This is a genomic window from Haemophilus sp. oral taxon 036, from assembly GCF_002998595.1.
GTDB lineage: Bacteria > Pseudomonadota > Gammaproteobacteria > Enterobacterales > Pasteurellaceae > Haemophilus > Haemophilus haemolyticus_K.
Genome location: NZ_CP027235.1, coordinates 259579 through 279615, shown reverse-complemented (window position 1 = coordinate 279615; position 20037 = coordinate 259579). Strand labels below are relative to the sequence as shown.

The 20037-nt window shown below is 38.8% G+C and carries 17 protein-coding genes; 10 read left to right on the top strand and 7 right to left on the bottom strand.

What is annotated here, in order from left to right:
• Window positions 1–6: 6 nt before the first annotated feature.
• Window positions 7–3090: an FAD-binding and (Fe-S)-binding domain-containing protein gene (locus C3V42_RS01335; RefSeq protein WP_106013384.1), complete on the bottom strand. Its 3084-nt coding sequence runs from the start codon at window positions 3088–3090 to the stop codon at window positions 7–9.
• A gap of 381 nt (window positions 3091–3471) precedes the next feature.
• Between C3V42_RS01335 and ompA the strand changes: the two genes are divergently transcribed.
• Together ompA and grxD are read left to right on the top strand one after the other, a co-directional pair.
• Window positions 3472–4548: a porin OmpA gene (ompA, locus tag C3V42_RS01330; protein WP_106013383.1), complete on the top strand. Its 1077-nt coding sequence runs from the start codon at window positions 3472–3474 to the stop codon at window positions 4546–4548.
• Between the two features lie 152 nt (window positions 4549–4700).
• Complete coding sequence (gene grxD, locus C3V42_RS01325; protein WP_048954094.1) at window positions 4701–5030, top strand: Grx4 family monothiol glutaredoxin; 330 nt, start codon at window positions 4701–4703, stop codon at window positions 5028–5030.
• Window positions 5031–5090: 60 nt separating this feature from the next.
• On the opposite strand, the gene pta is transcribed toward grxD, so the two are convergent.
• Together pta and C3V42_RS01315 are read right to left on the bottom strand one after the other, a co-directional pair.
• Entirely contained in the window at window positions 5091–6539 is a 1449-nt protein-coding gene (pta, locus tag C3V42_RS01320) for a phosphate acetyltransferase (RefSeq protein WP_048954093.1), read from the bottom strand.
• Window positions 6540–6604: 65 nt separating this feature from the next.
• Window positions 6605–7810 carry an acetate kinase gene (locus tag C3V42_RS01315; protein WP_048954092.1) on the bottom strand — a complete coding sequence of 402 codons (1206 nt, stop codon included), beginning with the start codon at window positions 7808–7810 and terminating at the stop codon, window positions 6605–6607.
• A 220-nt stretch (window positions 7811–8030) separates the two neighbouring features.
• Here C3V42_RS01315 and yfbV point away from each other — a divergent pair, with 220 nt between their 5' ends.
• From yfbV to purF, 3 genes are all read left to right on the top strand, one after another.
• Entirely contained in the window at window positions 8031–8474 is a 444-nt protein-coding gene (gene yfbV / locus C3V42_RS01310) for a terminus macrodomain insulation protein YfbV (RefSeq protein ID WP_048954091.1), read from the top strand.
• 86 nt (window positions 8475–8560) lie between these two features.
• Window positions 8561–9052, top strand: a complete 492-nt coding sequence (locus C3V42_RS01305) for a CvpA family protein (protein WP_065264595.1) — start codon at window positions 8561–8563, stop codon at window positions 9050–9052.
• A gap of 10 nt (window positions 9053–9062) precedes the next feature.
• Window positions 9063–10580: an amidophosphoribosyltransferase gene (purF, locus tag C3V42_RS01300; protein WP_065264596.1), complete on the top strand. Its 1518-nt coding sequence runs from the start codon at window positions 9063–9065 to the stop codon at window positions 10578–10580.
• Window positions 10581–10646: 66 nt separating this feature from the next.
• On the opposite strand, the gene C3V42_RS01295 is transcribed toward purF, so the two are convergent.
• Window positions 10647–11537 carry a TIGR01777 family oxidoreductase gene (locus C3V42_RS01295; RefSeq protein WP_065264597.1) on the bottom strand — a complete coding sequence of 297 codons (891 nt, stop codon included), beginning with the start codon at window positions 11535–11537 and terminating at the stop codon, window positions 10647–10649.
• A complete protein-coding gene (gene argR / locus C3V42_RS01290) occupies window positions 11537–11992 on the bottom strand; it encodes a transcriptional regulator ArgR (RefSeq protein WP_005638679.1) in 456 nt (151 codons plus the stop codon). The genes C3V42_RS01295 and argR overlap by 1 nt, the downstream gene beginning before the upstream one ends.
• 207 nt (window positions 11993–12199) lie before the next feature.
• Between argR and mdh the strand changes: the two genes are divergently transcribed.
• Window positions 12200–13135: a malate dehydrogenase gene (gene mdh, locus C3V42_RS01285; protein ID WP_005634845.1), complete on the top strand. Its 936-nt coding sequence runs from the start codon at window positions 12200–12202 to the stop codon at window positions 13133–13135.
• 86 nt (window positions 13136–13221) lie between these two features.
• Here the strand turns inward: mdh and lysS are convergent, their stop codons facing one another.
• Together lysS and prfB are read right to left on the bottom strand one after the other, a co-directional pair.
• Window positions 13222–14730, bottom strand: a complete 1509-nt coding sequence (gene lysS / locus C3V42_RS01280; RefSeq protein WP_065264598.1) for a lysine--tRNA ligase — start codon at window positions 14728–14730, stop codon at window positions 13222–13224.
• A gap of 112 nt (window positions 14731–14842) precedes the next feature.
• Window positions 14843–15941 (bottom strand): peptide chain release factor 2 gene (gene prfB / locus C3V42_RS01275; protein ID WP_106013382.1). Its coding sequence is split into 2 segments (ribosomal slippage): window positions 14843–15865 and window positions 15867–15941, totalling 1098 coding nucleotides; the frame shifts between segments, so codons are not numbered across the junction.
• Window positions 15942–16073: 132 nt separating this feature from the next.
• Here prfB and dsbC point away from each other — a divergent pair.
• From dsbC to mtnN, 4 genes are all read left to right on the top strand, one after another.
• A complete protein-coding gene (gene dsbC / locus C3V42_RS01270; RefSeq protein WP_065264600.1) occupies window positions 16074–16763 on the top strand; it encodes a bifunctional protein-disulfide isomerase/oxidoreductase DsbC in 690 nt (229 codons plus the stop codon).
• Window positions 16764–16838: 75 nt separating this feature from the next.
• On the top strand, window positions 16839–18566 hold the full coding sequence (recJ, locus tag C3V42_RS01265) for a single-stranded-DNA-specific exonuclease RecJ (protein WP_106013381.1): 1728 nt from the start codon (window positions 16839–16841) through the stop codon (window positions 18564–18566).
• Window positions 18559–19263 (top strand): thiol:disulfide interchange protein DsbA/DsbL, encoded by a 705-nt coding sequence (locus C3V42_RS01260; protein ID WP_106013380.1) that lies wholly within the window; start codon window positions 18559–18561, stop codon window positions 19261–19263. The genes recJ and C3V42_RS01260 overlap by 8 nt, the downstream gene beginning before the upstream one ends.
• Window positions 19263–19952 carry a 5'-methylthioadenosine/S-adenosylhomocysteine nucleosidase gene (mtnN, locus tag C3V42_RS01255; RefSeq protein WP_106013379.1) on the top strand — a complete coding sequence of 230 codons (690 nt, stop codon included), beginning with the start codon at window positions 19263–19265 and terminating at the stop codon, window positions 19950–19952. Before C3V42_RS01260 ends, mtnN begins: the two co-directional genes overlap by 1 nt.
• The last annotated feature ends 85 nt before the right edge of the window (window positions 19953–20037 follow it).

Here is a 20037-nt window from a genome sequence, read left to right as displayed (position 1 = left end):
CTTTCATTACGCTAAAATTTCTAATAATGCCTGCACTGGGTGTTTTAGCACCACATGTTCATAACGTTTTACCTGACTGCGACAAGAATAACCAGTTGCTAAACAAAAGTGCGGATCTTTTCCATGCAGTTTTTTATGCCACGATACATCGTAGATTTCTTGGCTCATTTTTTGATTTTGCACTTCATGTCCAAATACACCAGCCATACCGCAACATCCTACTTTTTCTACATTCAGTTGTTGCCCAAATCTTCCAAAAATTTCTTGCCATTCTTTTGGGCTGTTCGGCATAAAAGTAGATTCCGTACAATGCGGGAATAAATACCAATCGGAAGTGCGGTCAGTTTTGGCGATGTTTTTCAGTTTATCTTGTAATGCCGCATTTTGTAATCTTTGTTTTAACCATTCGTGAGCAGTGAGAACGTGAAAATCGCCACGTTTTTCTTGTAGTGCTTCTTTGTATTCGTCTCGATAAGACAGCACGATGGCTGGATCAACGCCTACAAGTGGAATGCCTAATTTTGCCATTCGATTTAAAAACTCTGCTTGGTTTTGTGCTGTTTTGCTAAAGCGTTTTAAGAAACCTTTAATATGCATTGCTTTGCCATTTGGTTTAAATGGCAACAGAATTGGTTTGAAGCCTAATTTCTGCGTAAGCATAACAAAATCGCGTACCACTTTCGCATCATAGTAAGAGGTATAAGGATCTTGCACAATAAATAAAATATCGTTTTTTTCTACCTCACTTAGGTCTTCCAATTCTTCCAAGGATTTGCCTTGATAATGAATTTCTACCAGCTGTTGTTGCAAATTGGGTTCAGAAAGCAAGGGCAAATCGGTCATGCCTAGCGTTTTTTCCACTAATGTTTGCGTGATTTTTAGCTTGGTAAAATAATTAAAGAATTTTGCCTGCTTTGCCATATAAGGCGCAGCGATTTCTAAATTTGCCACAACGTGATCTTTTACTGGGCGTAAGTAGCGGTTGTGATAAAAATGAAAGAATTTCGCACGGAAACTTGGCACATCAATTTTAATCGGGCATTGGCTCGCGCAGGCTTTACAAGCAAGGCAAGTATCCATTGCAGCTTTCACTTCATGAGAAAAATCATAATTGCCTCGCCATTTTTGAACCGTATTGCTTAGTCTTTTCACAAGTGCGGTTAGTTTTATTTCTGTTTTACGGAAGTCTAATTGTTCGGGTGAAACATTTTCATTTGCCATCAATCGAAGCCATTCTCGAACCATGGCTGCGCGACCTTTCGGCGAAAATACACGGTTTTTACTGACTTTCATCGATGGGCACATAATGCTGTGTTCATCAAAATTGAAACATAAGCCGTTTCCATTGCAGTTCATCGCCCCCTTAAATTCATCGCGTATTGGGATAGGAATTTGGCGATCCTTATCAGCCCGCATCGGCGAAAGAATAGAATAAAGTTCCTCTTTGGAATCCAATGGTGTACAGATTTTGCCGGGATTTAAGCGATTGTTTGGATCGAATAAGGTTTTGATATAACGAAGTTCATGCCAGAGTTCTGGTGTAAAGAATTTTTCGCCGTAATGGGAACGCACGCCTTTTCCGTGCTCTCCCCAGAGTAATCCACCATATTTAATCGTAAGCTCTGCCACTTCATCTGAAATTTGTTTAAATAATTTCACTTGTTCTTTATCGCATAAATCAAGCGCAGGGCGAACGTGCAACACGCCCGCATCCACGTGACCAAACATGCCATATTGTAAATGGTGCTTGTCTAATAAAGTGCGAAATTCACTAATGTAATCCGCAAGATTTTCTGGGGGGACACAAGTATCTTCTACAAACGGAATCGGTTTGGCTGCGCCTTTTGCGTTACCAAGTAAGCCTACTGCTTTTTTGCGCATTGCATAAATACGTTCAATAGAAGGTAAATCTGAGCAAACTTGATAGCCAATAATGTGATCTTGGTTGTGTTCGATTTTTTCATCAAGTGAGCGACAAAGTGCGGTGACTTGGCGGTCTATTTTTTCTTTATTATTGCCAGCAAATTCCACAATATTTAAACCAAGAATTGGATCTTCTTCATCTTCTGTAAGAAGTTCATTCACCGAGTGCCAAATAATATCTTGTTTAGCGAGATTTAAGACTTTGGAATCAACGGTTTCCACAGAAAGCGCATTGGCTTTCACCATAAAAGGTGCATTGCGTAATGCTGCATCAAAAGAACGATATTTAATATTGATGAGCGTGCGATACTGCGGAATAGGCAGAAGATTGAGTTTGGCTTCACAAATAAATGCGAGAGAACCTTCAGAACCAGTGAGAATTCTGGTGAGATTAAATTCACTTTCATCTTCATTAAATACATTTTTCAGATCGTATCCCGTTAAAAAACGGTTAAGTTGTGGCAGCTCTTTAATGATTGCCGCTCTTTTTTCTTTACAGTGTTGCGCAATGGTTTGATGAAGTTTTTTGCTATCGCCACTTAATTCAAGCGCATCGATGTTTTCTAAAACATCAACAGAATTGGCTGCACTCGTATCTAAAATCTCACCGTTCATTAATACTGCGCGTAATGCCAAAACGTGATTAGAGGTTTTACCGTATTGCAATGAACCTTGCCCAGAGGCATCCGTATTAATCATTCCACCTAAAGTCGCTCGATTACTGGTGGATAACTCTGGGGCAAAGAATAAACCATGTGGTTTTAAAAATTGATTAAGTTGATCTTTTACTACGCCTGCTTGTACTCGAACCCAACGTTCTTTTACATTGAGTTCTAAAATGGCAGTCATATGGCGAGAGAGATCTACTATTATATTGTTATTGATAGATTGTCCATTTGTCCCAGTGCCTCCACCACGAGGCGTAAAGGTGATTAATTGATATTCAGGTAAATTAGCCAATTTGGTTATACGTACTATATCAGCAACAGTTTTCGGAAAAAGAATCGCTTGGGGAAGCTGCTGGTAAACGCTGTTATCCGTAGCAAGACTTAATCTATCTGCATAATTTGTAGCAATATCCCCTTCAAAATGTTGTTTTTTTAGTGCTTGGAGATAGTTAAGGACATCTTGTTCAATTTGTGGCGTGCGGTTTAGACTTGGCAACATAGCATTTAACTCATTTAAAGCTATAAATACAGGGTGTTCTCGATAATATCTTAAGGAGCGCACAATGTCGAATTAGATTTTGAGCGTTTTAAAGAAGCGTTTTGTGGAGTAAATTAGTCAAGAAAAGCGTGTTATTTGTATAAAAAGCAAACAAAAAGCTCAAAAGAATTTGATCTTTTTAATTTTTATAGGATAATAGGCGCACTTTTGAACGTTCCTTTGGCGTAAACAAAGGAATTGAATTTGTCAAAAGGTAAAAAGTAGGGCAAATTCAAAACCCTAGTTAAGCAAATGCTTTGAGTGTAACTTTCCCTAAAAGTTCCATTATAAGCAAGGAAACTTTTCTTATTAATAAACGATGACTAAATAGAGGACATCAAAATGAAAAAAACTGCAATCGCATTAGTAGTTGCTGGTTTAGCAGCAGCTTCAGTAGCTCAAGCTGCACCACAAGAAAACACTTTCTATGCAGGTGTTAAAGCAGGTCAAGCATCTTTCCACGATGGTATTAATCGTAACCATGTGATTGAGAAAGGATTAGAGGGAGAATACGGTTATAAGCGTAACTCTTTCACTTATGGTGTATTTGGTGGTTACCAAATTTTAAACCGTGATAATTTAGGTTTAGCGGTTGAATTAGGTTACGATGATTTTGGTCGTGCAAAAGCGCGTGAAGCTGGCAAAACTGTTGCTAAACACACTAACCACGGTGCTCACTTAAGCTTTAAAGGTAGCTATGAAGTGTTAAATGGTTTAGATGTTTACGGTAAAGCAGGTGTGGCTTTAGTACGTTCTGACTATAAATTCTACGATGCAAATGGTGCTCGTGATCACGAAGAAGGTCGTCACAGCTTACGTACCTCTGGTTTATTCGCAGTCGGTGCAGAATATGCAGTATTACCAGAGTTAGCAGTTCGTTTAGAATACCAATGGTTAACTCGCGTAGGTAAATTCCGTACTCAAAATGCTCACAATAGCTCTGTAGATTACAACCCATGGATTGGTTCTATCAACGCTGGCGTTTCTTACCGTTTCGGTCAAGGCGCAGTAGCTGCACCAGCTATGGCTCCTGAAGTTGTAAGCAAAACTTTCAACTTAAACTCTGATGTAACTTTCGCTTTCGGTAAAGCAAACTTAAAACCACAAGCTAAAGCAACTTTAGATGGTATCTACGGTGAAATCGCACAAATCAACAGTGCTAAAGTAGCTGTTGCTGGTTACACTGACCGTATCGGTTCTGATGCTGGTAACTTAAAACTTTCTCAACGTCGTGCAGACACAGTAGCTAACTACTTAGTACAAAAAGGCGTAGCAACTAACGCAATCTCTGCAACTGGTTACGGTAAAGCAAATCCAGTGACTGGCGCAACTTGTGACCAAGTTAAAGGTCGTAAAGCGCTTATCGCTTGTTTAGCACCAGACCGTCGTGTTGAAATCGCAGTTAACGGTACTAAATAATTTTAGTATTCGTTTAACGAAAGATTAAATACAGAAAAAAAGGCTTAAACTTCGGTTTAGGCCTTTTGTTTTATTAAGATAATAATCCTAGAATTTCACTCAAGTTTTAACTTGTGGTAGAATTCAATCCTCTTTTATTCGTGGGGAACATTATGGAAACCTTAGACAAAATTAAAAAACAAATTAGTGAAAATCCAATTCTTATCTATATGAAAGGCTCACCTAAATTACCATCTTGTGGTTTTTCGGCGCGAGCAGTAGAAGCACTGATGAATTGTAAAGTACCTTTTGGTTATGTTGATATCTTACAACATGCTGATATTCGTGCTGAATTGCCTGTTTATGCGAATTGGCCTACTTTCCCACAACTATGGGTCGAGGGAGAGTTAATTGGTGGGTGTGATATTATTTTGGAAATGTATCAATCTGGGGAGTTGCAAACTTTATTAAATGAAGTTTCTGCAAAACATGCACAAAATTGATTAATCAATAAAAAATCCCGCATTCTTTTAAAAGTGCGGGATTTTTTTAGCTTGTTTAGACTATTGTGTTGCTTGAATTGCAGTTAATGCAATAGTGTAAACAATGTCATCGACTAATGCGCCACGAGATAAGTCATTAACAGGTTTTCGCATACCTTGAAGCATTGGACCTACCGCAACTAAATCAGCAGAGCGTTGAACTGCTTTATAGCCGATATTACCCGCGTTGATATCAGGGAATACAAATACATTTGCTTGACCCGCTACTTTAGAATTTGGTGCTTTAGAAGCTGCCACATCTTTCATCACAGCTGCATCGTATTGCAATGGACCATCAATTAATAAATCAGGGCGTTTTTCTTGTGCAATACGGGTTGCCTCTTTTACTTTCTCGACTGATTGACCCGCACCAGAAGTACCAGTTGAATAAGAAAGCATTGCCACTTTTGGTTCTAAACCAAATGCTTTTGCAGATTCGGCTGATTGGATTGCGATTTCAGCTAATTGTTCCGCTGTAGGTTCTGGATTTACCGCACAGTCGCCATAGACTAATACTTGGTCTGGTAATAACATAAAGAATACAGATGAGATAATTGAACTGCCAGGTGCTGTTTTGATGATCTGCATCGGTGGGCGAATAGTGTTTGCCGTTGTATGAACGGCACCAGAAACTAGACCATCCACTTTGCCAGCTTCTAACATCATGGTGCCTAATACAACGGTGTCTTCTAATTGCGCGCGAGCTTGTTCTTCAGTTAAGCCTTTAGATTTACGTAATTCAACTAAACGAGCAACGTAGTTTTCGCGTACGTCAGCTGGATTGATGATTGTTACGTCAGCACTTAAAGTCACGCCTTGTTCTGCTGCGACTTTTTTCACTGATTCAGGATCCGCTAATAATACTGATTTTGCGATACCACGTTCAGCACAGATTGCAGCCGCTTTAACAGTGCGAGGTTCGTCACCTTCTGGTAATACGATAGTTTTGCCTGCTTTGCGTGCTAAATCAGTTAATTTGAAACGGAATGCAGCTGGAGAAATACGTGCTTTACGAGCAAGTGGTGCAGAGATTGCCGCAACTAATGCTTGTTCATCGAAGGTTTTAATTTTTCCTGCTTGTGCACCAAATACACCTAATATATCAGCGTTGTTCACACCACCAAATTCTGAAGCAACGGCTTCTATTAATGTGCTTTCTTCATTGTTTGCTACTAAGATGATTTGTGCATCTAAGGTTTGCGCAATCGCAAAGTTTAAGCTATTTGCAAAAGGCGCTTGAGCTGAAGGTTGAACACCTTTAACAACCACTAGATTTGCATTTAATGCTTGGAAATCAGCAACGATTTTTTCTAACAACACGTCTTTTTGATTATTTGCGATGAATGCTTGAGCGGCTTTTACATCTTCTACTGCATTGAATATAACCGCATTTGTTGTTTTAGCGATTTGTAATGCTGATGCTAAATTGGCTTCTGTGCTAGTTGGAATAAGAATAACTGCTTTAGTCATTTTGATATACCTTTTAATAAATGAAAAAAACCTGCTGATTTTTCAGCAGGTTTGATGGAAGTTGATTAGCCCGCTAAACGTGCGGTATCTTGAGCGATGACTAACTCTTCATTAGTTGGAAGTACAATCGCTTTAAATGCAGAATCATCAGTAGTGATTACGCCATCTTTACCGAAGCGTGCCGCAAGATTGCGTTCGTTATCCACTTTAATACCAAATAATTTTAAGTGATTTAATGCTAATTCACGAACATGAGCGGAGTTTTCACCGATACCACCCGTAAATGCAATGGCATCTAAGTGATCATCGCCTAATACCGCCATATAAGCACCGATGTATTTTGCTAAACGGTAACTATAGACGTCTAATGCACGTTTTGCTTCAGGCTTAGACAGATCGTCGTAGTTATCTTCTGCATAACGACAGTCACTGGTTACCTCAGTTAAACCTAAAAGACCGGATTTTTTCACTAAAGTCTCTTCGATTTGTTCCATTGACATACCTAAGTTTTTGTATAGGTAGAATACTATTGCAGGGTCGATATCACCACAACGAGTGCCCATTACTAAACCTTCTAACGGAGTTAAGCCCATTGATGTATCAATACATTTACCGTTACGAACAACAGAAACAGACCCCCCATTACCTAAGTGACAAATAATCGTATTGACTTGGTCTGCAGGTTTACCGACATATTCAGCGACTTCACGAGAAACGAAGTAGTGGCTTGTACCGTGAGCACCATAGCGACGAACAGCGTGCTCTTTATAAAGTGAATATGGAAGCGCATATAAGAATGCTTCTTCAGGCATAGTTTGGTGGAAAGCAGTATCAAATACGGCAACGTTCTTATCTTTTAAATGTGGGAAGGTTTTAAAGGCTTCACGAATACCGATTAGGTGAGCAGGGTTGTGAAGTGGGGCAAATTGTGCTGCATCTTCAATACCTTTAACCACTTCATCTGTGATTACAACGGATTGAGTGTATTTTTCACCACCGTGAACGATACGGTGACCAATCGATGTGATTGAGTTTTTAAGCTCATCAGTCATAATGTTTGATGCAATGAAGTCAAGTGCTTCAGTATGTGCTGCACCTGCACCTAAATCTGCGCTCCCTTTCTCACCGTTAAGTTTCCATTTAATGCGAGCTTCTGGAAGGAAAAATGCTTCAGCTAAACCAGATAATTTTTCTTCACCTGTTGCTGGATCAAGGATTGCAAATTTTAATGAAGAACTACCACAGTTAAGGATTAGAACAAGTTTTGACATAGGAACCCTATATTTGATTAAAGTTAATGAAAATCCACTCAGTTGAATGGACTGAAAAAATCGAACATAGGATACACTTTTTGGCAAATAAAATAAATTCGTCTATGCATAAAAATTCATCAGGTTATTAAATTTTTTGAAAATTTAAACTTTTTAGGTAAGGTGACAAAATAATATAAAGTGGGGTATGATAAGTGCGGTTATTTTAACGAGCATTTTTATGGCATTTTTTTCCATTTTAAAACAGGGACAAGTTTATCTTAATACTTGGCCGCAGGAGGCTAAGTTAGGCATGATTTTCCCTGAAAACCGTATTATGAAAGCCACGAGTTTTGCACAAAAATTCATGCCCTTTGTTGCTGTATTTGCAGTGGTGTGGCAACAGATTTATGCAAAAAATGATTTGATGGCCTTTTCTATTGCAATTTTGACCTCACTTTTTGCCTTGCTTATTCCTTTTCAAGGTCTTTATTGGCTTGGTAAGCGTGCGAATTCGCCATTAGAAAATCAAAGTGCAGTATGGTTTTATGATATTTGCGAACGGTTAAAACAACTACATGAACCTTTGCCTTTTGTGCAAGATCAACCGACATACCAACATTTAGCAGAAGTCTTAAAGAAAGCTCAAAGCAAATTTGAACGAGCTTTTTGGCAGGAAATTTAGTTTACGCAAACGTTTTCTTTTCGGCTTTATTTTTGTAGAATACCTCGGTCGTTTTAAACGGCCGTTTTTCATTGAGAGATTTTTTAATGATCGATTACATTATTATTGGCATTATCGCTTTTTCCATTCTTGTCAGTTTATTACGCGGTTTTGTACGCGAAGTGCTTTCACTCGGTAGCTGGGTTGTGGCATTTATAGTAGCAAGCCAGTTCTATCCTTATCTTGCAGCTTATCTTACGCAAATTGAATCAATGTATATTCGTAATGGAACCGCAATCGGGATTTTATTTATACTGACTTTAATCGTGGGCGCCATAGTAAATTATGTGATTAGTCAATTAGTAGATAAGACGGGTTTAAGTGGCACAGATCGTGTGTTAGGGGCGATTTTTGGTTTAGTGCGCGGTGCACTGATTGTCGCTGCGCTATTATTTTTCATGGATACCTTCACCAATTTTGAACAAACTGATTGGTGGAAAGAATCTCAATTAATACCGCACTTTGGTTTTATTATTGAATGGTTCTTTCAACAACTTCAGGCTAGTTCAAGTTTTTTAAATCCAACGCTTAATCAATAAGGAACACAAAATGTGTGGTATTGTCGGTATTGTTAGCCAAAGTCCGGTTAATGAATCTATTTATGCGGCATTGACGCTTTTGCAACATCGTGGGCAAGATGCTGCAGGCATAGTGACGGTTGACGATGAAAATCGTTTCCGCTTACGCAAAGCTAACGGTTTAGTGAGTGATGTTTTCCATCAAGAGCATATGTTACGGTTGCAAGGAAATGCTGGGTTGGGACATGTTCGCTATCCTACCGCAGGGAGTTCTAGCGTCTCAGAGGCGCAGCCTTTTTATGTGAATTCTCCCTATGGTGTCACTTTGGTGCATAACGGCAATTTAACCAACTCAGTCGAATTAAAAGAAAAAGTCTTTAAAACTGCCCGCCGCCATGTAAACACTAATTCAGATTCCGAACTTCTTCTAAATATTCTTGCAAATCACCTTGATCACATTCCTCAAGAGAAACTTGATCCAAAAGATATTTTTAATGCTGTTCGTCAAACTCACAACGATGTTCGTGGTGCTTATGCTTGTTTAGCGATGATTATTGGGCATGGTATGGTTGCGTTTCGTGATCCTTTTGGTATTCGTCCTTTGGTGTTGGGTAAACGCGAAGAAAATGGCAAAACTGATTATATGTTTGCCTCTGAAACAGTAGCCTTAGATATTGTGGGTTTTGACTTTGTTCGTGATATTGCCCCTGGTGAAGCCGTTTATGTCACTTTTGATGGCGAGCTTTATTCGCAACAATGTGCCGAAAGTGCGGTGCTAAATCCTTGTATTTTTGAGTATGTTTATTTTGCACGCCCAGATTCAACAATTGATGGCGTCTCTGTTTATGCTGCACGTGTTCACATGGGGGAAAAACTCGGACAAAAAATTGCAAAACAATGGGCGGATGAAATTGATAATATTGATGTGGTGATTCCCGTTCCTGAAACCTCCACAGATATTGCGTTACAAATAGCTCGTGTACTAGGGAAACCTTATCGCCAAGGATTTGTGAAAAATCGCTATGTTGGTCGTACGTTTATTATGCCAGGACAAGCACAGCGTATTAGTTCAGTTCGTCGCAAATTGAATACCATTAAAGCTGAATTTAAAGGTAAAAACATCTTATTGGTGGACGATTCTATCGTTCGCGGCACAACCTCTGAGCAAATTGTTGAAATGGCTCGCTCAGCTGGTGCGAAGAAAATTTACTTTGCCTCTGCTGCTCCAGAAATTCGTTATCCGAATGTATATGGTATTGATATGCCGAGTCGTGATGAACTGATCGCTTACGGTCGAGATGTTGATGAAATTGCGCATTTAATTGGTGTGGACAAATTAATTTTCCAAGATCTGACCGCACTTACCGAATCTGTTCAATTAGAAAATTCGGCTATTCGAGGGTTTGATTGTTCAGTATTTACAGGCAAGTATATTACAGGTGACATCACGCCAGAATATTTAGACAAAATCGCAAGTCAACGGAACGATAGTGCAAAGAAAAAACGTGAAAAACAAACATCTAATCTTGAAATTTATAATGAGCAATAAATGGCGATAAGGCGAGATATTTAATCTGATAAAAAATCACCGCATTAAAAAAGTGCGGTGATTTTTTTATTTGTTTTTTAGAATTTCTTCTAGATAGTTTTCGCAATTAGAATATTTAAATTGGAATCCCATGTTGAGTAATTTTTCAGGCACAACATTTTGGCTTTCGAGTAATAGATTCGCTCGTTCGCCAAGAATGAAATGTAATATCCATTTTGGAATGATTGCAAAGGCAGGACGTTTTAATATTCGAGCCAAAGTGCGGTTAAATTTATGTTGTTTTATGGGATTCGGGGCGGTGAAGTTAAATGAGCCTTGGCATTCTGAATGATCGAGTAAAAATAAAATGCCATTTACTATATCTTCCAAAGCAATCCAGGGGAAATATTGCTCTCCATTGCCCAGTTTGCCGCCAAGTCCCCATTTGTATAAAGGCAACATTTGAGCAAGGGCGCCTCCTTTCTTAGAAAAGACCATGCCTGTTCGAATCAAACAAACCCTCGCATTAGCTTGTCGCGCAATATCTTCCCAATCTTGGCATAATTGTGCGGTGAAGTTTTTTGCTGTTTTGCTTGTTTCGGTAATTTTTTGTTCGTCTTGATCGCCGTAAATTCCAGTCGCTGAACCCGAAATAAAAATAGGGTGTTGCTGATATTGATTAATGAATTCAACCAGTTGAGTGGTAAGGTTTAAACGACTTTCTCGTAAAATAGATTTTTGGTTTTTCGACCAAGCTTTATGAAAAATCGGCTCGCCAGCAAGATTGATGATGGCATCAAACTGTTCTTGTAAATCGAGTTCTGAAAGTACGGTAATAAATTTGATGTTTTTTTGCTTTGAGATAGTGGGCGGCCTACTTGAGCGCGTTAAGATCGTCACTTGTTCGTTGCGTAAGCAGAGTTGTTCAACAAGTGCTTTACCGATAAGTCCTGTGCCTCCAGTTAATAAAATGTTCATTACAATGCGTTTTCAAATAAACGTTGGACATTTTTGAGTAAATCGACAATTTTTGTGCCACGAGTTGGTGTGATAAAAATTGTGTCATCGCCTGCGATAGTGCCTAAGATGCCTTCTGATTTTCCGATTGAATCGAGCAAGCGAGCGATGAGTTGTGCCGCGCCTGGAGAAGTCTTAATGACAATTAACATATCATTGTAATCAACATCTAATACAAGATTTTTTAATGGGCTACTGGTATTAGGAACACTTAATTCACCCGGTAAGCAATAGACCATTTCCATTTTGGTATTACGGGTGCGAACCGCGCCAAATTTGGTGAGCATTCTGGAGATTTTTGATTGATTTATACCTGTAAAGCCTTGTTTTTTTAAGGCATCAACAATCTCACTTTGAGATCCAAAGCGTTCTTGATTGAGTAATTCTTTAAAAGCACGAGTTAAATTGTCAGTCATTTTTATTTTTCAATAGTCAAAAATTTGCATAAGAATTGCATAAAAATTCATTTTCAGCAACTTGAATGTGAATAAAAGCAAAGAGAAGGAAAAAATTACCTCAGAAATGTGAACTAGATCATAGAATGATATTTCTCTGTTTGTAATTGTGAGATGAAAATTTTAAAATCAGGTCATCTTAAATTAACTAACACATAAGGAGTATTTATGAAAGTTGCAGTATTAGGCGCCGCAGGCGGTATTGGTCAAGCATTAGCGTTATTACTAAAACTTCAGTTGCCTGCTGGTTCAGATTTAGCATTATATGATATCGCCCCTGTTACCCCAGGTGTTGCAGTGGATGTGAGCCATATTCCAACTGCAGTGAATGTGAAAGGTTTTTCTGGTGAAGATCCAACTCCAGCACTTGAAGGTGCGGATGTTGTATTAATTTCTGCTGGTGTTGCACGTAAACCTGGTATGGACCGCTCTGATTTATTCAATATTAATGCAGGCATTGTTCGTGGTTTAATTGAAAAAGTCGCGGTTACTTGCCCGAAAGCATGCGTTGGTATCATCACTAACCCAGTAAATACTACTGTTGCGATTGCGGCTGAAGTATTGAAAAAAGCAGGCGTTTACGACAAACGTAAATTATTTGGTGTGACAACTTTAGACGTGTTACGTTCTGAAACTTTTGTGGCTGAATTAAAAGGTTTAAATGTTTCTCGTACTAGCGTTCCTGTTATTGGTGGTCACTCAGGTGTGACTATTCTTCCATTACTTTCTCAGGTTCAATATGCTGAATGGAATGAAGATGAAATCGAACCATTAACAAAACGTATCCAAAATGCAGGTACAGAAGTGGTCAATGCAAAAGCGGGTGGTGGTTCTGCAACGCTTTCAATGGCGCAAGCTGCAGCGCGTTTCGCTCGTTCTTTAGTGAAAGGATTAAGTGGCGAGACAGTTGTTGAATGTACTTATGTTGAAGGTGATGGCAAATATGCTCGTTTCTTCTCTCAACCAGTTCGTTTAGGTAAAGAAGGTGTAGAAGAAATTTTACCAATTGGTCCATTAAGCAATTTTGAACAACAAGCTCTAGAAAATATGTTGCCGACTTTACGTGCAGATATTGAATTAGGTGAAAAATTTATTAATGGTTAATCATTAAAAAATAAGGGGAGCATTAGCTCCCTTTTTCATGTTTCGATAAAAAAGCCACCAAATGGTGGCTTTTGTTTATATCTTTATTATTTCTGACGCATTGCAGGGAATAAGATAACATCACGAATTGATGGTGCATTTGCATAAAGCATCGCTAGACGGTCGATACCTAAACCTTCGCCAGCTGTTGGTGGTAAGCCGTGTTCTAGCGCAACAACAAAGTCTTCATCTTTAAACATTGCTTCATCATCGCCCGCTTCTTTCGCAGCCACTTGTGCATCAAAACGTTCATTTTGATCTTCCGCGTCATTTAATTCTGAGAAACCATTACCGATTTCACGACCACCGATAAAGAGTTCAAAACGATCTGTTACATCAGGATTTTCATCATTACGACGTGCAAGTGGTGAAATTTCCGCAGGGTGAGCCATTAAGAATGTTGGTTGAATTAAGTGATGTTCAGCCACTTCTTCAAAAATTGCATTGACAATGCTACCTAAACCCCAAGATTTTTGTACTTCAATACCTAAGCGTTCCGCCGTGGCTTTTGCACGATCAAAGTCATATAAATCTTCTTTTATGATACCTTTGTCTGCACCGTATTTAATGGTTGCATCGTGTAACGTAATACGTTCGAATGGTTTACCAAAATCAAATTCGTATTCGCCGTATTTCACAATGGTAGTACCAAGAATATCAATCGCTAATTTACGAAGAAGTTCTTCGGTGTTATCCATTAAATCATGGTAGTCTGCATACGCTTGGTAGTATTCAAGCATAGTAAATTCTGGATTATGACGAACAGAAACTCCTTCATTACGGAAGTTACGGTTTAATTCAAATACTCGTTCAAAGCCACCCACTACTAAGCGTTTTAAATAAAGTTCAGGTGCGATACGTAAATACATATCCACATCTAATGCATTGTGATGGGTCACGAAAGGACGCGCAGATGCACCGCCAGGAATCACTTGTAACATTGGTGTTTCCACTTCCATAAAGCCTTTAGAAATGAAATATTCACGAATACCCGCGACAACTTTAGAACGAATAATAAAAGTGCGGCGAGATTCTTCGTTAGAAATTAAATCTAAATAACGTTGGCGATAACGAACTTCTTGGTCAGTTAAGCCATGGAATTTATCTGGTAATGGGCGAAGTGCTTTAGTTAAAAGTTGAACTTCAGTGGTTTTCACTGTGAGTTCATCGGTTTTTGTTTTAAATAAAGTGCCTTTAACGCCAACGATATCCCCTAAATCCCAAGTACCAACGTCATCTTTATAAATGCCTTCAGGCAAATTATCGCGTGCAACATAAAGCTGGATTTTACCGCTCATATCTTGAATGGTGATAAACGTCGCCTTACCCATTGCACGGCGAGTCATAATACGGCCTGCAACTTGTACTTCAATGCCTTTCTCTTTTAAGATTTCACCGTCTTCTGCATCATATTGATTGTGCAAATCTTGTGCGAGAGCATCACGACGAAACTTGTTTGGAAATGCATTACCTTTTGCACGTAATGCGGCTAATTTTTCACGACGAACGAGCATTTCGCCATTGAGATCTAATTCTTTAACTTCTTGTTCTGACATGTTGTTTACCTTTAATTTTAACTTTAAAAATACCTTTAAAAATAACCGCACTTTGGGGTTATTTCTTATGATGGGATAAGTAACGCGTCTTTACTTATCCAGCAAATCATGATTAAAGCCCAGCTTTTAAACTCGCTTCAATAAATCGATCTAAATCACCGTCTAATACGGCTTGCGTATTACGGTTTTCCACGCCAGTACGCAAATCTTTAATGCGTGAATCGTCTAATACATAAGAGCGAATTTGGCTTCCCCAACCAATGTCGGATTTATTATCTTCCATTGCTTGCTTATCTGCATTTTTCTTCTGTAATTCAAGCTCATACAATTTCGCTTTTAATTGTTTCATCGCTTGATCTTTATTTTTGTGCTGTGAACGATCGTTCTGACATTGCACAACAATACCACTTGGCATATGGGTAATTCGCACCGCACTTTCAGTTTTGTTTACGTGCTGTCCACCAGCTCCCGATGCACGATACACATCAATACGTAAATCAGCGGGATTGATTTCAATATCAATATCGTCATCAATTTCAGGATAGACAAATGCCGCGCTGAACGATGTGTGACGACGGTTATTGGAATCAAATGGACTTTTACGCACCAAACGATGAATACCAGTTTCTGTTCGTAACCAACCAAAAGCATATTCACCGCTCACTTTAATCGTTGCCGATTTCAACCCAGCTACATCACCGTCAGATACTTCCATCAGTTCTGTTTTAAAACCTTTGCTTTCAGCCCAACGGAGATACATACGGAGCAACATTTCTGTCCAATCTTGAGCTTCCGTACCGCCAGAACCAGCTTGTAAGTCCACATAGCAATCGCAAGCATCATGTTCGCCACTAAACATTCGACGGAACTCTAATTTTTCGAGTTGTTGTTCGAGTTCATCTAATTCAGCTATCGCTTCATTGAAGGTGTCTTCGTCTTCTGCTTCGATGGCAAGTTCCAATAATCCATCAACATCTTCTAAACCTTGTTCTAAATTTTTGATGGTATTTACAACTTGTTCTAAGGAAACGCGTTCTTTACCAAGCGCTTGGGCTTTATCTGGATCATTCCAAACATCTGGCTGTTCTAATTCCGCATTGACTTCTTCTAAACGCTCAACTTTGGCATCGAAGTCAAAGATACCCCCGAAGCACCAAAGTGCGGTCGGATAAGTCGGTGATTTTATTTTTTACAGGATTGATTTCAAACATAATAAATTCACTGTGTGATAAAGTGTGGAATTATATGCTATTTTCTGATTTTTGGATAGTTTGACCTTGCAGAAATTAGCAATCTCTCTATAATTTCAGACTTTCTTACTCAAGCTAATTTAGGAACAAAAAATGAAGAAAATTTTTATCGCACTTTTGTGCATGGCTGCGGCTAATGCAATGGCAAACGATGCCACGATTAAAAGCAAATTACAGTCTCTTGGCGCATCAAATATTGATGTGAAATCCTCGCCAATTTCAGGTATCAAAACTGCCGTCACAGATCAAGGCGTACTTTATGTGACGGAAGATGGAAAATATGCTTTCCAAGGTAAACTTTACGAACTCACAAATAATGGTCCTGTTGATGTGGCGGGTAAAATTTTAGTGGATAAACTTAATTCTTATAAAAATGAGATGATTGTTTATCCCGCTAAAAATGAAAAGCATGTTGTGACGGTATTTATGGATATTACTTGCCATTATTGCCATTTATTACATCAGCAATTAAAAGAATATAACGATCTTGGAATTACCGTGCGTTATTTAGCTTTCCCTCGTGCGGGCATGAATAACCAAACGGCAAAACAAATGGAAGCAATTTGGACGGCAAAAGATCCTGTTTTTGCTTTAAACGAAGCTGAAAAAGGCAATTTACCGAAAGAAGTTAAAACCCCAAATGTTGTGAAAAAGCATTATGAATTAGGTGCGCAATTTGGCGTAAATGGCACACCGAGTATTGTTACCTCAACTGGTGAGCTTATTGGCGGTTATTTAAAACCCGCTGATTTATTGAGCGCACTTGAAGAAACAACAAAATAATTCTAGCGATATTCATATTTATAAGGGCATATCTTATATGCCCTTTGAATATGATAAATTAAAACAAAATACACCGTGAAAAAACTTATCAAACGCCGTGAAATTCCAATTGGAAATTCTGTTTCAAACCATCCGTTATTAGATCGCCTTTATCGCGCACGCCATATTCAAAACACTGAAGAATTAGACCGCACTTTAAAATCAATGCTGAATCCAAATCAGCTATATGGTATTGAGCAAGCCGTAAATTTATTAGTGGAAGCTTACCAACAACAGCAAAAAATAGTGATTGTAGGGGATTTCGATGCTGATGGTGCAACTAGTACAGCATTGAGTGTGCTGGCTTTAAGACAACTTGGTTTTGCTGACGTGGATTATCTTGTACCAAATCGATTTGAACAAGGTTATGGTTTGAGTATTCCAGTGGCTGAAATGGCGATTGAAAAGGGTGTACAGCTTTTAATGACGGTGGATAACGGCGTTTCATCTTTTGAAGGCGTTGCATTTTTGAAAGAGAAAGGTGTTCGTGTTTTAGTGACGGATCATCATTTACCACCGGAAACTTTGCCGCCAGCCGATGCTATTGTTAACCCTAATTTAAGCCAGTGTAGTTTTCCTTCAAAATCCTTAGCGGGCGTTGGTGTTGCGTTTTATTTGATGTTAGCCGTACGAGCAAAATTTCGTGAGCTCGGTATTTTTACTGCAGAAACACAACCTAATTTTACTGACTTGCTCGATTTAGTGGCATTGGGTACTGTCGCAGATGTGGTGCCTTTAGATCAAAATAATCGTATCCTTGCTTATCAAGGCTTAATGCGGATTCGTGCACGGCGTTGTCGTCCTGGTATTATTGCGTTGGCTGAAGTGGCCAACCGTAATGTTGAACAGTTTACTTCAAGTGATCTCGGTTTTTGTATCGGGCCTCGTTTAAACGCAGCAGGGCGCTTAGACAATATGTCGATTGGGGTAGAGCTTTTACTGGCGGACGATATGCTAAAAGCCAGAGAATTGGCTTTAGATCTTGACCAACTCAATCAAATGCGTAAAGAAATTGAAGCAGGCATGAAGCTTGAGGCGTTAGAAATTTGCCAAAATCTCACCGCACTTTTTAAAGAGTTACCTTCGGGGATTACACTTTATCAACCCGATTGGCATCAAGGTGTGTTGGGAATAGTATCCTCTCGAATTAAAGAACAATATCACCGTCCTGTGATTGCCTTTGCACAAGATAGTGAGGGAATCTTGAAAGGTTCTGCGCGTTCTATCGAAGGTTTGCATATGCGTGATGTTTTAGAGCGTATTCATTCGCAACATCCTAATATGATTTTAAAATTTGGTGGCCATGCGATGGCTGCAGGATTAAGCCTTCGAGAAGAACACTTTGACGATTTCCAACATATTTTTAATCAAACCGTTGCCGATTGGCTTGATGAAGAACATTTACAAGGCGTAATCTGGACCGATGGCGAATTAAATTCAAATGAATTTAATCTTGAAACGGCGGAATTGATAAAATCAGCAGGCCCTTGGGGACAAGCTTTCCCAGAGCCTTGTTTTGATGGTGAATTTAAAATTTTAGACCAGCGTGCAATTGGACAAAATCAAAACCATCTCAAAATGTTAGTGGAGCCAAAACAAGGTGGGCCTTTATTAGACGCGGTTGCGTTTAATATTGACACAAGATTGTATCCTGATCTTTCAATTAAACAGGCAAGATTTGCATATAAATTGGATGTTAATGAGTTTCGTGGTAACCGAAATGTACAGCTTTTAGTGGAATATATTGAAGCCATTGATGAGTAATGTTTTGAAATTTTATGGATTATTCGTATTAGGTTTATTTGGGTTTACATCATCGGTTCTAGCCGAAGTAAATCAAAAAGAATTTTCTACTCAAAATCCACCGCACTTACCATCTTCTGATGTCATGCATTTTGAAGATGGGCAGGATTATTTTTCTTATCAAGAGCCTATTGAACAAGTGCCTAGAGCGGATAAAAAAATACGTATTCAATTCTTTTTTGATTACGATTGCCGCGTATGTTCGTCAGCACAAGATATTTTAGAGCTTTATAGTCAAATACGTACAAATAAAGTTGCGTTGGAGCAATATCCTATTGCAACTGCCGATAGTCAGTTTAGCGCACGTATTTTTTATACCTTGCAAGCACTAAGTGCGGGTGAATTATCTAATGTTTTATTATTTGAAACTTCAGAAAAATCCCGTTATGCAGAGTTGTCTACGACAAATAAAATTCAACAATGGGCGGAAGAACAAGGGCTAGATAAGCAGTTATTTATTCAAACTGAAAATTCAGAAAGAGTAAAAGAACAAATTCAAGATGCGATTGAATTGACAGAAGAATATGGTGTTTTTACCTATCCTTATGTTGTCATTGGGGGAAAATATGTACTCACGGCGAGCACGCTTTATAACGATGATTATAGCGTGGCGGTGCTAGATTTTTTGGTAAATAAAATAGAACAGGAACAAAAGTGATGAAAATCGGAATTGTTGGCGCAATGGCGCAAGAAGTCGAAATTTTAAAAAATGTAATGGCAGAGAGAACTGAAACTCGAGTAGCAAGTGCGGTCATTTTTGAAGGCAAAATTAATGGTAAAGATGTTGCATTGTTGCAATCAGGTATTGGAAAAGTAGCCGCTGCAATTGGCACGACGGCATTGTTACAAGTAGCCAAGCCAGATTTTGTGATCAATACTGGTTCTGCGGGTGGGGTAGCAAAAGGCTTGAAAGTGGGAGATATTGTAATTTCAGATGAAACACGCTACCACGATGCGGACGTGACAGCTTTTGGCTATGAAAAAGGGCAGTTGCCAGCTAATCCAGCAGCATTTTTATCTGACAAAAAACTAGCTGACCTTGCTCAAGAAATTGCAGAAAAGCAAGGACAATCAGTAAAACGTGGTTTAATTTGCTCTGGCGATAGTTTTATTAATAGTGAAGACAAAATTGCACAAATAAAAGCTGACTTCCCGAATGTAATGGGGGTTGAAATGGAGGCAACAGCGATTGCTCAAGTTTGTTATGCTTTTAATGTGCCTTTTGTAGTGGTTCGAGCCATTTCAGATGCAGGCAATGGTGAAGCAAGTATGTCTTTTGAAGAGTTCTTACCGTTGGCTGCAAAACAGTCTTCATCATTAGTATTAGGGATGATTGATAGACTGTAGTAATAATCTTTTAATAAGATAATAAATTCTAAAATTGAATCATAAACATTATTTAAAAAGGCATAGCTTATTAGCTATGCCTTTT